Annotated in this window: 11 protein-coding genes; 6 read left to right on the top strand and 5 right to left on the bottom strand. The window is 37.1% G+C overall.

The window, feature by feature from the left end; all coding sequences use genetic code 11:
* Positions 1 to 29 precede the first annotated feature (29 nt).
* The 4 genes from creC to argS all read right to left on the bottom strand — a co-directional run bounded on the left by creC (position 30) and on the right by argS (position 5191).
* Entirely contained in the window at positions 30 to 1493 is a 1464-nt protein-coding gene (gene creC / locus ACG9ZL_RS11515) for a two-component system sensor histidine kinase CreC (protein ID WP_419360068.1), read from the bottom strand.
* Positions 1494 to 1496: 3 nt separating this feature from the next.
* The gene (gene creB, locus ACG9ZL_RS11510) at positions 1497 to 2216 is read right to left on the bottom strand and encodes a two-component system response regulator CreB (RefSeq protein WP_419328320.1); all 720 of its coding nucleotides are present in this window, start codon (positions 2214 to 2216) and stop codon (positions 1497 to 1499) included.
* 445 nt (positions 2217 to 2661) lie between these two features.
* Positions 2662 to 3255, bottom strand: a complete 594-nt coding sequence (locus ACG9ZL_RS11505) for an SPOR domain-containing protein (RefSeq protein WP_336953772.1) — start codon at positions 3253 to 3255, stop codon at positions 2662 to 2664.
* Between the two features lie 145 nt (positions 3256 to 3400).
* Positions 3401 to 5191 (bottom strand): arginine--tRNA ligase, encoded by a 1791-nt coding sequence (argS, locus tag ACG9ZL_RS11500; protein WP_419360066.1) that lies wholly within the window; start codon positions 5189 to 5191, stop codon positions 3401 to 3403.
* Positions 5192 to 5502: 311 nt separating this feature from the next.
* Here argS and ACG9ZL_RS11495 point away from each other — a divergent pair, with 311 nt between their 5' ends.
* Positions 5503 to 5805 carry a hypothetical protein gene (locus ACG9ZL_RS11495; RefSeq protein ID WP_419360064.1) on the top strand — a complete coding sequence of 101 codons (303 nt, stop codon included), beginning with the start codon at positions 5503 to 5505 and terminating at the stop codon, positions 5803 to 5805.
* Between the two features lie 58 nt (positions 5806 to 5863).
* Positions 5864 to 6133 (top strand): DUF2798 domain-containing protein, encoded by a 270-nt coding sequence (locus ACG9ZL_RS11490; protein WP_004723447.1) that lies wholly within the window; start codon positions 5864 to 5866, stop codon positions 6131 to 6133.
* A 5-nt stretch (positions 6134 to 6138) separates the two neighbouring features.
* Here the strand turns inward: ACG9ZL_RS11490 and ACG9ZL_RS11485 are convergent, their stop codons facing one another.
* Positions 6139 to 6735: a YfjT/YkfB family phage-associated protein gene (locus tag ACG9ZL_RS11485; RefSeq protein ID WP_154129786.1), complete on the bottom strand. Its 597-nt coding sequence runs from the start codon at positions 6733 to 6735 to the stop codon at positions 6139 to 6141.
* A gap of 324 nt (positions 6736 to 7059) precedes the next feature.
* On the opposite strand from ACG9ZL_RS11485, the gene ACG9ZL_RS11480 reads away from it, so the two are divergent.
* The 4 genes from ACG9ZL_RS11480 (at position 7060) to ACG9ZL_RS11465 (ending at position 14848) form a co-directional block, all read left to right on the top strand.
* On the top strand, positions 7060 to 8757 hold the full coding sequence (locus ACG9ZL_RS11480; RefSeq protein WP_419328317.1) for an NAD-dependent malic enzyme: 1698 nt from the start codon (positions 7060 to 7062) through the stop codon (positions 8755 to 8757).
* A gap of 173 nt (positions 8758 to 8930) precedes the next feature.
* Entirely contained in the window at positions 8931 to 12257 is a 3327-nt protein-coding gene (locus ACG9ZL_RS11475; protein ID WP_419360063.1) for a type VI secretion system Vgr family protein, read from the top strand.
* The gene (locus ACG9ZL_RS11470) at positions 12257 to 12706 is read left to right on the top strand and encodes a hypothetical protein (RefSeq protein ID WP_199959319.1); all 450 of its coding nucleotides are present in this window, start codon (positions 12257 to 12259) and stop codon (positions 12704 to 12706) included. Before ACG9ZL_RS11475 ends, ACG9ZL_RS11470 begins: the two co-directional genes overlap by 1 nt.
* Positions 12707 to 14848: a glycoside hydrolase family 73 protein gene (locus ACG9ZL_RS11465; RefSeq protein ID WP_199959317.1), complete on the top strand. Its 2142-nt coding sequence runs from the start codon at positions 12707 to 12709 to the stop codon at positions 14846 to 14848. It begins immediately after the preceding gene.
* Positions 14849 to 14852 lie beyond the last annotated feature (4 nt).

Raw genomic sequence — 14852 nt, 5'->3', positions numbered from 1 at the left:
ATATGAATTTTAAGTGAAGTTTGGCTGTGCTAAGGCAATTGAATTTTTACCAATACACCCTTTTGGTGGGGTTGTAAGATGGTGATTTCATTTCCTTGAATATTACCAATGTGAATCTGTCCATGGTGTTGTTCAATAACTTGTTTAACAATACTCAGTCCAATACCAGAACTGCGTTGCTGGCTAATCGGGCGAGGCAAGGAAAAATAAGTATCAAACACTTGCGTGAGTGCATAATCTGGAATCCATTCGCCCTCATTAAAAACCTGTAATTCTACCTGCTGGTGTGTTTGATGATGAAGCCGAATCAGGATTTTTGCTGAATCTGCGGAAAAATCTAGGGCATTATCTAAAATATTGGCAAGGGTTTGTTGAATCCAAAATCGATCTGCCCGAAGCATACAATTGGCTTCAATATCCAGTAAACACTGAATTTTTTTGGCCTGAATTTGACTGGCATGCTGGTCTAAAGTCTGTTGAATCAGTTCAGATAAATTGAAATCTTGCATTTCAATTTGATGTTTAGATTTTTCCAGACGGGTCAATAAGAGCATCCGGTCAATCAGGCTACGTAAGCGCTGGCTTTGTTCATGAATATGTGTGGCAAATTGTTGTTGATCATTTAGTGGTAAATCTTCTTGGAGTAGTTCTGCACTGGCTTGAATGGCGGTAAGCGGGCTTTTGAGTTCATGGGTCAGTGTATTGATATAGTGTTCTACATAAGCACGATCTTCAAGTTTTTCTCGCATATTTTCAACTGCTTGAGCAACTTGATTGAGTTCTTTTGCCGAACGAAAATAAGGGGTTTGATTGACAGGTGCAAGTGCTTGTGCGTATTTACGGACACGGTCAATACTGTGTTTTAGCCAATAGGCCACCAAACTGGCAAGAAACAGACTGAGTAATGTAATCCAAGCGGCTTGTTGGATCAGCTGATTTTCAGCACGCTGAATATAAGGTTGTACTGAAATATTGGGTTTTCCAATGCTGACAACGCCAATCAATTGCTGTTGTTGACCAACTTGATAATAGATTGGCGCTGCAATAAACATGGTGCTGCTATTGCTGTCCTTTTCATAACTGCGTGTAGAGCGAACGCCGTATTTTCCCTTTAAGGTCAGGTAAACATCATTCCATCGTGAGTAGTCTTGTCCTGTGGCGATACCTTGTGAGTCATAAATGACGATACCGTTGTTGTCAGTAATATAGATTTGCTGATTGATCTCATTTTTATTATGTTTCCAGATGGTGGCATTGAGTTTTCGATTCAGCGCATTTTGAATTTTTTCATCAAACTGAACAGTACTGACTTTATTTTCATAGACATCTTCAGCTACTAACATCGTGATAATATTGGCATTTTCCGCAAGGGTATCTTCTACGACCTGTCGAACATTGGGTTTTACTTGTTGATTGAAGGTATATGACATAAACCATAAACCCAGCAAGATGATCAATCCAAAGAAGAACCAAATACGAATAAAAATGGACATGGTTTATCCTTGCCTTTTTAAACTATAGCCAAAGCCTCGATGGGTTTCGATTGGATCTTGCTCGGGAGAGATCTGCTTGAGTTTATTGCGAATACTTTTGATATGTGTATCGACTGTTCTTTCTAAACTATGCTCAGGGTGTTCCCATACATGATCCATCAATTGTTGACGGCTAAACACCTGTTCAGGGCGTTGAATCAATAATTTAAGTAAGCGATATTCATAGCGGGTCAAGTGCAGTAGTGTGCCTAAATAATGGATTTGCAAAGCTTCATCATTACATTGCCAAACTTTAGACGGGGTTGTAGAAATGTGTGTGTTTGGCTGTGAGCTTTGCTGTAACTGATTTTGCATTTCCATTCTGCGCCAAATGGCTTTAATTCGAGACACAATTTCACGTGAACTAAATGGCTTGCTACAGTAATCATCTGCACCAATTTCTAAACCCACAATACGATCTATTTCGTCATCTCGTGCGGTTAAAAATAGTAGTGGTGTATGATTAAAGAGACGAATTTTTTTGCAGAGATCAAAACCATTTAAATCAGGTAATCCAACATCTAAAATAATAAAATCAAATGGTTTATTTTTAATAAAATCAATAGCTTGCAGGCTTGAGTTGGCCCAAGTGACTTGCCAGTCTTCTCGTTCAAGTGCGTAACGTAACGGCATAAGAATAGCAGCATCATCTTCTACACATAAAATCTGTTTTTTATTATTCATTGCATTTAAAAGCTCATAATCTCAATAGGAGTGTACTCAAATTGAAATAATTAGGCGAATGAATTTTCAGTGAAGTTTAGATGAACTGTTTTATTGTTTGAAATTAGCTGAATGCCTATGGATGTGGGCTTTTTTACCCATGTGAATTTCTGAGCGCCCTGTAATCTTCGGATTTGATCGTCACGCCAATCACAGGACAGCAAATCAAAAGTATTGGTGACTTTTGATATCTCGGCAACAACATGGGTAATGTATTGCGGAAAATAGATTACTCTAATTTTGATCAATTTGGGTAAGTATTTCATCAAAACATGTTTCTTTTGAGTAAAAAACACTCAGTTTATTCTGATATATAGGCAAGGTGAAAAAGACTTTGAAGAATAAAAAAGGATACCGAAGCATCCTTTTTTGTGATTTATAGATCAGGCAATGCCATAAAAAAGGATTAGCGTTTAACTACAATAGAGTCAATACCGCTATGTTGTAAGGTTTGTTGTGCAATCACTGCTGCATTTTGTGATTCATAAGGGCCTGAAATCACACGATACCAAGTTTTTCCACCTTCTGTACTTTGCATCACATCAGCAGATAAGCCATTTAAGATAATTTCAGCACGACGTGCATCAGCAGCATCAGGATCATCATAACTACGAACCTGTAGAATATATTCAGGTTGAACAGGCGTTGTGCTTTCAGCGTTTACCCCAACATTGACATTTTCAGACTGAGAAGGTGCTTCAACAATTACAGGTTGTTGTTGATTTCTGCTTTCAGGAACAGCTTGTTCAGGAATAGGGGTAACTTGTTGTTGTGGTAACAGATCATAAAAACGATAGTCTTTGTTGGTATCTTCTTGATAATGCTCAGACGTGATTTCATTTTTGGGTTGGACGGGCGCCCACGGTTTCCAGAGCATCAGTGCGACACCAAAACTTAACACGATTAAAATGACGACAAGCATCCCTAACCATTTAGGAATCAATGGTTGTTTAGGTTTGGTTGGCCTTTCTGAAACACCGCGTTGCGTTTTTCCAAACACGTGAAACCCTCTTATTATGTATTGCTTTGATCGTGTTCAAGCATAGTTTTGCATGAACACGATGTAAAGTAATGATTTATTACACACTTCAATGCTTACTTTGAGCCAGACCTGGGTCTTGGGAAAATGTAAAGCAAGTCTTGACTTACATACTTTCAGGTGCAGATACACCCAATAATTCAAGACCATTATGTAAGACTTGTTTTATATTTGCTGAAAGCAATAAACGCGCTTGAGTTAATTCGGCATCATCACCTAATACTTTATTCTCGTTGTACCAACCATGGAATAAAGCAGCAAGTTCTTTCAAATAATTACCGACTTGATGAGGTTCATAATTATTTGCAGCGCGAATAAGGACTTCAGGATAAGCCGCGAGTTTCGCTAAAATTTCAGTTTCAGCATCAAGTTCTAATTTTGCAGCAAATTGACGTGCATTTTCAGTATCAAATTGAATATTTGTTGTTGCTGCTTTTTCTAACATACGGCAAATACGAGCATGCGCATATTGAATATAATACACGGCATTATCTTTGCTTTGAGACACCGCTAAATCTAAATCGAAATCAATGTGCTGTTCAGATTTACGCATTACATAATAAAAACGTGCTGCATCATTGCCAACTTCTTTACGAAGGTCGCGTAAGGTCACGAATTGACCTGAGCGAGATGACATTTGTACCATCTCACCACCACGCCATAAGCTGACGAACTGCACTAAAAGTACAGTCAATTTAGATGAGTCATAGCCCATCGCGTCAATTGCAGCTTTAACACGTGCAATATAGCCATGATGGTCTGAACCCCAAATATCAACAAGGTCAGTAAAGCCACGTTGTAATTTATTTAAATGATAGGCAATGTCAGAGGCAAAGTACGTGGTTTGTCCATTACGACGTTTGACTACACGGTCTTTTTCATCGCCAAATTCAGTTGATTTAAACCAAATGTTGCCATCTTTTTCATAAAGAAAACCACGTTGATCTAAGGTTTGTAAGGCTTCATCAATTTTTTCAGCCAATGATGCTTCACTAAACCAGTGATTAAAGGTTACGCCAAACTCACCAAGGTCATCTTTAATATCATCTAAAATGGCATGTAATGCTGCTTGATGGAATACACGATAACCTTCACCCACTAAAGCTTGTGAGTTGTGAATTAAGCCGTCAATGTGTTTTTCTTTATCGCCTGAAATAACCACTTTATTGCCATCAGCATCAAGCTCTTCAGCATATTGCACATCTTCAGGAACATCTTTGTAAACATCAGCCACACTACGCACATAAGCATCAGCGTGTTTGTCGATGATACCTTGGGCGATTTCTTTAACGTAGTCGCCTTGATAAGCATTTTTAGGGAAAACTAAAGTTTGTCCACTTAATTCTAAATAACGTAAATAAGTTGATGTAGCGAGGATGTCCATTTGACGGCCAGCATCATTGACATAATATTCACGTTCAACTTTGGCACCTGTTGCTTCAAGTAAGTTTGCAACAGTCATACCATATGCAGCACCACGACCATGACCTACATGCAGGCTAGAGGTTGGGTTTGCAGAAACGAATTCAACCTGAATTTTCTTGGCTGCATTTGCTTGGGTTTTACCAAATTGTTCCTTTTGTGCTTGGATCTGATCCAGCACGGTAAAGCGCTGATCGGCATTTAAAAAGAAGTTGATAAAACCCGGACCCGCAATTTCAGCTTTGGCAATATCGACCACTTCAGGTAAATTTGCCAAAATTTTCTCTGCAAGATCACGTGGTTTCATACCAGCAACTTTAGCGCCCATCATGGCAATGTTTGATGCGAAATCACCGTGGCTTTGGTCTTTAGTTCGCGTTAAAACACTCGTGTTTTTCCAGTCAGATGGAAGAGTCCCTTCAGCTTGTAGGGATTGCACTGCATGATCAAGAGCTGCTTGTATGGCCGTATTCATAATCTATAGAGAAATAAATGTCGCAGAAAAACGCTAAATATAGCAAATTTTGCGCCTTTTAGGTGAATGCATTTGTATAGAATAAAACTTATTCGATAAGAAAAATGGCAGTATGCTCGATTTCACTGTGTATTGGTGTTTAGATTTCAAATGGACTTGACGGATTACACTGCTTTAATCACCGGATAAAAAAATATGTTTGTGAATTTTTTAGATCAAATTGATCATGAGAATATAGAAAAGACCAAGTTATACAGTTGTTTCTGGAGATTCAGGCCACAGACTTTGAATATTCAAATTCAGGTTATCTTATGCTAAATATGCCAAAACAAGGTCAGATCATTTTATTGTTTTGGTGGGTAGATACGACTCATTTGATTTTACGTTACGATAAGAATATCCCTACTGTCCAACAAGGTGAGTCGTGGTTGTCTTGCAATGAAGATCTGAACTTAGCATTATTTGATGTTGGTGATGACACGTGGCTCCCTTTAAATTCAATTATTTCACTCAATGAAGCAATCAATGTCATATCTGAGCTCTATGATCAGCCTTTAAATTTGTCTAATCAAATTAAATGGCAAAATGTGGCCGATGTTATGTGGAAGGATTAATTGTTTCAGGCCCATTAAAAGAATAAAATGTGTCCTGTTGGTAAACTTAGAGCGATATATGTCAAATACTCCGCCCACCATTATTGGCAATATCCCAAAACTCCCTGCAAAATTTGCAGCATGGATTATGCCGTTGTTCTTATCTTGTTTAATGAGTGGCATGGTGTCATTGATTAATATGTTGATCAATGTGGGTTTGATTAACGGATTTTGGGTCAAATGGCTTGCTGCATGGATGGTATCATGGGCTGTGGCATATCCTGTGGTTCTGATTGTTTTACCCTTAGTACGACGTTTAACCGCCGTATTTGTGGATATGCCTAAATAATGGATCTACTCTTTACATGTGACAGGCTTGCTAAGCAATTCAGCATGGCCATTTGTAAAGGTATAAAGTTTGGAATTGTTAAAGATTTTAATCACTTTGGCTTTACTCAGTGCCGTTTTAAATGTCGGCATTTTTTTCGCATTGACTAAGTCAAATGGATTGCCATAGTTTTTATTGTCGATTAAGAATTGAACCTGACCGGTTTGCGCATCATGTGCTTTAAGCAGCTCTTTACCATCTTTATCTTCAATCGCAAAACCAGACTTCTGCGAAGGAATCTTACAATTCAAACGCAAATATAGGACGTTTCCATCACTGGATTTGTTTTGTAAGGTGTAAATGCCTTGAAGATCATTTTCAATATAAACCCATTGTCCCGTGGGCATATTGATCTTCATTTGCTCTAGTTTTTCGAGGGTGGCTTTACTGACATCAACCACACCTTGTTGATCAACTTCTGGAACTTTGGCTTCGCCTAAGCCCACCATACTTTTGACTTTTTCAGTGGTTTTGGAAACACCAGAAGAGACTTTTTTTGCAGTTTGGCAGCCAGTACATGCAATGACTGTGCTAAGAAGGAGTAGAGAGATCTTTGTGTTCATTGTTATTGGTTTAGCTTCATCGTATTTTAAACAAAATAAATCTAAACCGAAAAAAAATCAATGATTGGTCAAAATTGCGTACAAATATGCAGTTGTAATGGCGGGATCATGACTCATTATTTTATGGAAAGATATTAAATTGCATAAAAACGAGAATTTGATCAGTAAAACTGAGAATAATTTATCATTCTGTAAAATACTTTGAATATCATTATCACGTATCTAAATACCCATTTAGTCAAAAATAGGCTTAAGCTTGTATCAGACCAAAGTCGTAGCTTAGCAAAAGATAGAAGCAGGCAGTCTGCTTCAATGAGAATGGAAATGCCAACGGAAACCCTGAAAAAATATCCTCTATATATTCATTATGCAGGTAATGCCTTATTAGAGCTGCCTTTATTAAATAAAGGTTCAGCCTTCACAGAAGAAGAACGAACTCAATTTAACTTACACGGTTTAATTCCTCATGTGATCGAAAGTATCGAGGAACAAAGTCAACGTTCATACCAACAGTTCTGTTCTTTCAGTGAAGCGATCAATAAGCATATTTATTTACGAAATATTCAAGACACCAATGAAACGCTGTTTTACCACCTGATTGAAAACCACTTAAGTGAGATGATGCCAATTATCTATACACCGACAGTGGGTGAAGCATGTCAACGTTTCTCCGATATTTATCGCCGTCATCGTGGAGTATTTCTTTCCTATCCTGACCGTAAATACATTGATGAAATCATTCACAACGTAAACCGTAAAAATGTCAAAGTGATTGTGATCACAGATGGTGAGCGTATTCTTGGTTTAGGTGACCAAGGTATTGGTGGTATGGGCATTCCAATTGGAAAACTATCTCTTTACACCGCATGTGGTGGCATTAGTCCTGCTTACACATTGCCGATTACCATTGATGTGGGAACCAATAATCAACAGTTATTGAATGACCCGATTTATATGGGATGGTCGCAACCTCGTATCAGCGGGGATGAATACTATGAATTTGTCGATGAAGTGATTGCTGCGGTTAAACGTCGTTGGCCAAAAGCACTGATCCAATTCGAAGATTTTGCGCAAAAAAATGCCATGCCTTTACTTGAAAAATACCGTGATAAGATTTGTTGCTTTAATGACGATATTCAAGGAACAGCCGCAGTTTGCGTCGGCACTTTAATTGCAGCGAGTAGAGCCGCAGGTAAACAGCTCAAAGACCAGAAAATTACCTTCTTAGGGGCTGGTTCCGCAGGTTGTGGTATTGCAGAACAAATTATTGCACAGATGGTTGCTGAAGGGCTGACGGATGCTGAGGCACGTGCCAAAGTATTTATGGTGGATCGTTTTGGCTTAATCACTGAAAATCAGCCAAACTTATTAGATTTCCAACGTAAACTTGCGCAGAAACCTGAAGATGTTGCACATTGGGGCAATGCTGAGGAAATCATTTCACTGCTTGATGTTGTGAAAAATGCCAAACCAACCGTATTGATCGGGGTATCCGGTCAACCAGGTTTATTTACAGAAGAAATCATTAAAACGCTGGCTGAAAACTGTGAATATCCGATTGTATTGCCTTTATCCAACCCAACTTCACGAGTTGAAGCCGTACCGGCTGATATTATTCAATGGACAGATGGTAAAGCATTGATTGCGACAGGCAGCCCATTTACACCTGTAAATTATCATGGTGAAACCTACCAGATTTCGCAGTGCAATAACTCCTATATCTTCCCTGGCATTGGTTTGGGTGTGGTAGCAGTTCAAGCAACCCGTGTTACAGACAATATGTTAATGGCTTCAAGTTCAGCTTTGGCCGATTGTTCACCGAAGTTGCAAGATATCCACGCAGATTTGTTGCCTGATTTAAATGAATTGCAGCAAGTATCTAAAATTATCGCGTTTAAAGTTGCTAAAGCGGCTATTCAAGATGGTGTAGCACCGATGATCAGTGATGAGCAATTGCTAGAAAGTATTGAACAGAACTTCTGGAAACCAGAATATCGTGACTATAAACGCGTTCCGTTCTAGAGTTTTTTGGATGTTGTAAAGAAAGGGCTATACGCCCTTTTTTATTAATCTAATTTATTATGTTGTTTATTTGGTAATTTGTAATTTTTTTATAAAAAGTAATTTAGGTATATTTATATTTTTGAACATTAGTTATAATAGTATTATACAAAATTTAACATTTAAAAAATAAAATGCTTAGAAATATTAATGCCTTACTTGAAAGTTTTGGCCTGGGACTACAAACACGAGCGATCCACGTTCAATTCTCAAATCAAGCCTTAAACAGCAGTGTATTCTTGCAATGCATACAGGGGCAACAACAGATTAATCAAGGCTTAAAGGCAGAATTACTCTGCCTTTCAACCAATGCGCATATTGCTTTAAAACAATTTATCGGGTGTCAGGTTGCAGTTGATCAAGTCACCGATTTTGGTGAATTGTACCGAACCACTGGAATTGTGACAGGGGCAAGCCAAGGGCAGAGTGATGGGGCATTAAGCGTTTATAAATTAACGCTTGAAGATGCAACCAGTCTTTGGCATAAGCGTCGTAATAGCCGTGTTTTTATGAACAAAAGTGTTCTGGAAATATCGGAAATCTTATTTAAAGAGTGGCAAGCGAAAAGCGCCTTATTTTCTGCTAGTCTAAGTCTGGACAGTAGTGGTTTAAAAAAACAATACGATATCCGTCCTTTTGTAATGCAAGCCAATGAAACGGATTATGAGTTTTTAACTCGCTTGTGGCGCAGTGAAGGTATTAACTGGTTAGTTGATGAGTCTGTACGAATTGTGCCTATTTCGGCAACGCAGATTCAGGCACAGAAATTACGTCTGATTGATGACAATACCCAATATGAGGCAATGCCTAGACGAAGTATTCGTTTCCATCGCAGTCATGCAACAGAACGCTTTGACACGATCACCAGCCTCATTGCCCAGCGCTCAATTCAATCAACAGCAATACAAGTACAACGTTGGCAAGCGGATAGCCTTTTACAAGATCAGGGCGATAGCCAGTTAAGTAATCACCAACATAGTGATCAACAAGATAATGAAACTTTAAGTTTAGAGCAGGCTTGGACAATTAGCCCAGCTTGGACCAGTGATCTCAATGGTGAAGACCAAACCACAGTTTCAAGTTCAGCTCAAGTTGATAAATTAAATACCCAACTAACACAATACCAAGAATTACAGTCCAAATACTTTACCGCAACCAGTTCAGTGCGCGATGCGCAAGTTGGCTATTGGTTTGAATTAAGAGAACACCCTGAAATTGATCAACATGATGGTTCGGATCGTGAGTTCTTAATCTTAGGTAAGACTTTTTACAATCAAAATAACTTACCTAAAGAGTTACAAGATCAGTTATCCAAGCTGCTTAATTTAAATTATTGGAACCATTTAATTAAAGACCAGCGTCAAGCCAATGAGTTGTCCTTGGTACGCCGTAGAATTCCGATCGTTCCTGAGTATAACCCTTTAGCACATAGACCTTCTGCATTTCCACAACGTGCCAAAGTGGTTGGCCCGCAAGGCGAAACGATTTATGTCGATCAATGGGGGCGAATCAAAGTTCGTTTCCTCTTCACCCGTACCGATGACAATAGTCATGATGGTGGTGCAGGTTCCAATGACAATGATACCGACTCAGCATGGGTTGATGTATTGACCTCTTGGGCGGGAGAAGGTTATGGCACAAGATTCCACCCACGAATTGGTGAAATCGTAGTTATTGATTTCTTTGATGGCAATGTCGACCGTCCATTTGTGATGGGACGTTTACATGAAGCAGAACGTCATCAAACCATGTTTGATATCAAAGGCCAGTTGCCTGATACCAAAAAACTAAGCGGTATTCGTTCATCGGAAGTGGGTGGATCAGGTTTTAACCAACTCCGCTTTGATGATACAACAGGCCAAATCAGTACGCAGCTACAAAGTAGTCATGCAGCAACACAACTTAACCTTGGGAACTTAAGCCATCCGAAAGATAAGGAAACCAGCAATGGGCGTGGTGAAGGTTTTGAGTTAAGAACCGATGCTTATGGTGCGGTGCGTGCAGGAAAAGGCATGCTTATCACAACCTATGCCCAAGAAAATGCAATTGCAGATCATTTAGAAGCAGCCCAAGCACAGTCTTTGTTGAATCAAGGGGCTGAAAGTATGAAAGTGCTAAGTGAGATTGCTGTAAAGCAACAAACGGATGCCTTGAATGTTGTCAATCGTTTGCCGAAACTGATTAATTCTTTAGAACTAAAAGGTGCAAATCAGGCTTTACAGGCAACCGTGGGTTTATTTAAAAATGCTGTAGGTAGTGATCCAATTTCGGCACTGAAAAACAGTGGTGATTTTATTGAGGACATCCAGAAATTTGGTAAAGATACCAAGAATATTGTAGATGAATTTAAAGACTTTTTTAATGATTCCAAAGAGTCGATTGAGAACTTAAAGAGTTTTATTGAAAATATTGAAGAACATGGTTCGGATGTTTTAAAAGGAAAATTAACCAGTTTAAAGGACAAGTTTGATTCAGAGCCTTTATCCGCTTTAAAAGACGTGGGTAAGGTAATTGCCAATGTTGAAATTAAGGATTTTGATTTAACCAGTGTTTGTGGAACTTTTAATAAAGGCAGCAAATTGGATGTGAATCCGATGCAGGCTTTAGGCTCCTTACAGGGCTTTATGGAAAGTTATACAAAAGACTTAGAAAATAGCGGTGATAGTGCCAAACAAGAGCAAGGTAAGATTTTTCGTCAGGCATTGATGTTACTGGCTTCACCCAATGGGATTGCATTGACAACCCCAGAAGACATTGTTTTACAAGCTTCACAAGATATTGCTGAAAGTGCGCAAGGCTCAATTAACATGAGCGCTCAAAAGAATATTGTGGGTCATGCGCAGGATAAAATTAGTTTGTTTGCAGCACAGAAAGGTTTAAGTGCTTTTGCTGCAAAAGGACCGATAAAAGTACAGGCTCAGGATGATTTGATTGAAATCATTGCGAAGAAAGTCATTAAGCTGATTGCAACTGAAGATAAGATTGAGCTCACCAGCTCTAAAGAGATTGATCTAAAAGCGGGTGGTACTCAGCTGGTGGTTAATGGTAGTGGTGTCTTTATTAAAACTGGTGGAAAGTTTGAGGTGAAATCTGGACAACAGTTGTTTACCAGTGGAGCAACGGTGAATGCGCAATTGCCGAAAATGCCTGAGAGTGGGATGTATAGTAAACGCATTGATTTAAAAAATCTTGTACCAGAAAATCTCTTGAATACAGAATTAAACTATAAAATTATTAATCAAACGAAAAAAGTAGAATATATTGGTGAATTAGATGAATTTAGGACAAATCGTTTATTTTCAGACACTTCCGATCATATAGAATTTAGATTTATTGATAGCGAAAATGGAGAAAATGGAACAATGTTTATAAGTTTATTAGATCCGGATGATGAGTTATTCAGTTGCCTAAATGAAGTTGGCAGTGAAGACGATATTGATGAAAATAATGGGGGTGAGTAATGAATAAGGTAGTATCGATTTTATTATTGTTTATAGCTAGTTCTGCTTTAGCAGCTGAAAAGTGTGATTATAAAGTTCAGTTTGATGATACGATTCCTGCAAATGTCTCCTTCATAAAATTAGGGAAAGCTAAAGGCTACACGAAATTTGAAGTTAAGCCTGATTATTTTGAAACTACTATACAGGATTGCGCTTTTAAAAATAATAAATATTATATTTTATCTAGTTCAATTACTCATCCTGCAAATACATTAGCTCAATCAATCTTGGTTGTAAGTATTTTTGATAAATTTGGAAGCTTAAATGAACATAAATTTATAAATAAAAAATGGACTTGTGAGATTGATGATGGTTTTTATAAAAAAAACAATAAATTAGAAGTCCTTTATAGTTGTGCAGATAAGTCAGAAAATTTGAAATATAATAAATATGCGACTGAGGTAAAATAAATGGCTTATACATACGAAGATAAACTAAACTTTATTTCCTCAATCTATTGTTCTGTGAGGAGGATAGCATTCAAAAAAAATGTGAGTTGGGAGACTATATTAGCTCAAGCAGCCCAAGAAACTGGATGGGGAGAAAATATATTAGTAGGTACTAATAATATATTTAATATAAAAGCAGATAGGAGTTGGAAGGGTCCTAAAAGTAAACATTTAGTCTGGGAAGATAAACCTAATGGAAAGCGTGTGCAGGAATACCATGATTTTAGAAATTATAAAGATTTTGATGAAGCAATTGAAGATAGAGTTAAATTTTTAGAAGAAAATCAAAGATATCATAAATTTTTCAGTAATGGTGTAAGAGGTATATTTGAAAGGGAAGCCCAAGCATTAGAAGATGCAGGATATGCTACACATAAAGAAAAAAATAAAGCTACGGGGAATTTTGAATTAGTATATGCAGATAAATTAATAGAAGTGTTTAGAGGACCTTCAATGAGAAGGGCGATAGCCAGAGGTGAATCTAACGGACAATGCACTATTGTGAATGCTGTATTCTTGGATGATGATAATAGCAAAGAAGCAAATAAAGAAGTTGAAATTGTTATAGATGGAAATATCAGGGTAACGAAAATCACGGATAGTAATGCGATTATTAAAGGTATAGTTGTAAAGCCAAATGGAACTATTAGCTTTAAGAAAGATAATATTATTGTTCCAGCTAAAATTCCTTCAGCTAAAGCTCCAATAAATATTAAAATTACCAAAGCATCAACTCCTATAGCTGATAAATTAGACCAACATAATGGTAGTCCTTCTAGGAGAGAAAATGCTGTAGAAACTTCAAGGCAAACGCAAACTTCTACACCAACATCAAGTGCTGATAAGGGACTGACTTCTTTTAAAATAAAATTTGTAGAAAATGATACTAATAAAAGTATTGAAAACTTTTCATATGGAATTTTTTACAAAAATAAAATGAAAGAACATGTTGCTGATAGTAAAGGTGAAGAACAGATTCGTGCAGAATCTGGTGAAAAAATAGTGATTTACGTTAAAGATTCTTTTGGAAAATTAAATCAAAAAATTGAAGAATTTAATGTTCAAGAAAATGTATTAAAAGTCATTAAAATTCCTATTAGAGAAATAAAAGTATTGGTAATGGACCACTCTTCAACAAAGGCAATGGAAAATTATCATATTATTTCAGAATATAGAGGTTCAAAGAAAAATAAATACACAAGAAATGACGGTACAATCATTTTAAAAGGCTTAGCTGGATTTGGAGTGAAATTAACTATACCTTCAGGTCAGATTGTATTGCCAGAAACATATTTTGATAATAAAGTTTTATTTTATAAGCGAGCTTTGTTTGAAAAATATGAAAAACCTATTTTGACTAAACCAACAACAACTCCACCATTAAAAACAGATGGAGATATTGTTGTTTCAAAAAATAAAACTGCCCCAATATCACAAAATGATGTGCGTGGAAATAACGGACATCCTATTAAATTAGTCAGTAAAGAAGGTACATTTGAAGTTGAAACTTATTTAGACACTACAAAAGCGCTAGCATCTAATTTAAGTTATGAAATAGTTTATAAAGGGCAATCCCGTGTTCATATCAGTGGAAGTAATGGGCGTAAATTACATAAATGTGAGATAAATCAGGAAATAAGTATAAAGTATAAAAGTGGCAATAAAATATTAATTGAGAAGTATACTGTAATTGAAAATATGTCTCCTATTAAGATTTATATAACAAAATCTAAAGGTAAATTTAATAAAGCAATTTTTGCCCAAACTTTAAGAGCAAACTCTACAGCAAAAAGTCGTGGATTATGTGCAATGTATGTACGATTAGCTTTTGAAGCAGCTGGCGGAAAAGTTAATCCTAGACCTGGTTCTGCTTATCAATATGTAAGAGTTATGCAGGAAAATGAATTTAGAGAAGTAGATAAAGAAGGATATACACCACAAATAGGTGATATATATATTATTGATAGATTTGGATCACACGTGCATGGACATATTTCTGGTTATGATGGATCTCAATGGATATCGGACTTTAGACAAAATGGAATAAATATCTATAGAGGGCGACCTGCCATTAGCTACAGAGTTTTTCGGTATTATGATTAGAGGA

The sequence above is a fragment of the Acinetobacter legionensis genome, from assembly GCF_048551735.1.
Taxonomy (GTDB): domain Bacteria; phylum Pseudomonadota; class Gammaproteobacteria; order Pseudomonadales; family Moraxellaceae; genus Acinetobacter.
Note: the sequence above shows the minus strand (reverse complement) of the source record. Positions and strands in the feature narration are given on the sequence as shown.

What these genes read in the sequence shown, in the direction of transcription:
- ACG9ZL_RS11485 (WP_154129786.1), bottom strand. Translation starts at nt 6,735, where the DNA reads ATGAACACAAAGATCTCTCTACTCCTTCTTAGCACAGTCATTGCATGT.
- creC (WP_419360068.1), bottom strand. Translation starts at nt 1,493, where the DNA reads ATGTCCATTTTTATTCGTATTTGGTTCTTCTTTGGATTGATCATCTTG.
- ACG9ZL_RS11480 (WP_419328317.1), top strand. Translation starts at nt 7,060, where the DNA reads ATGCCAACGGAAACCCTGAAAAAATATCCTCTATATATTCATTATGCA.
- ACG9ZL_RS11470 (WP_199959319.1), top strand. Translation starts at nt 12,257, where the DNA reads ATGAATAAGGTAGTATCGATTTTATTATTGTTTATAGCTAGTTCTGCT.
- ACG9ZL_RS11475 (WP_419360063.1), top strand. Translation starts at nt 8,931, where the DNA reads ATGCTTAGAAATATTAATGCCTTACTTGAAAGTTTTGGCCTGGGACTA.
- ACG9ZL_RS11490 (WP_004723447.1), top strand. Translation starts at nt 5,864, where the DNA reads ATGTCAAATACTCCGCCCACCATTATTGGCAATATCCCAAAACTCCCT.
- creB (WP_419328320.1), bottom strand. Translation starts at nt 2,216, where the DNA reads ATGAATAATAAAAAACAGATTTTATGTGTAGAAGATGATGCTGCTATT.
- ACG9ZL_RS11495 (WP_419360064.1), top strand. Translation starts at nt 5,503, where the DNA reads ATGCTAAATATGCCAAAACAAGGTCAGATCATTTTATTGTTTTGGTGG.
- ACG9ZL_RS11465 (WP_199959317.1), top strand. Translation starts at nt 12,707, where the DNA reads ATGGCTTATACATACGAAGATAAACTAAACTTTATTTCCTCAATCTAT.
- argS (WP_419360066.1), bottom strand. Translation starts at nt 5,191, where the DNA reads ATGAATACGGCCATACAAGCAGCTCTTGATCATGCAGTGCAATCCCTA.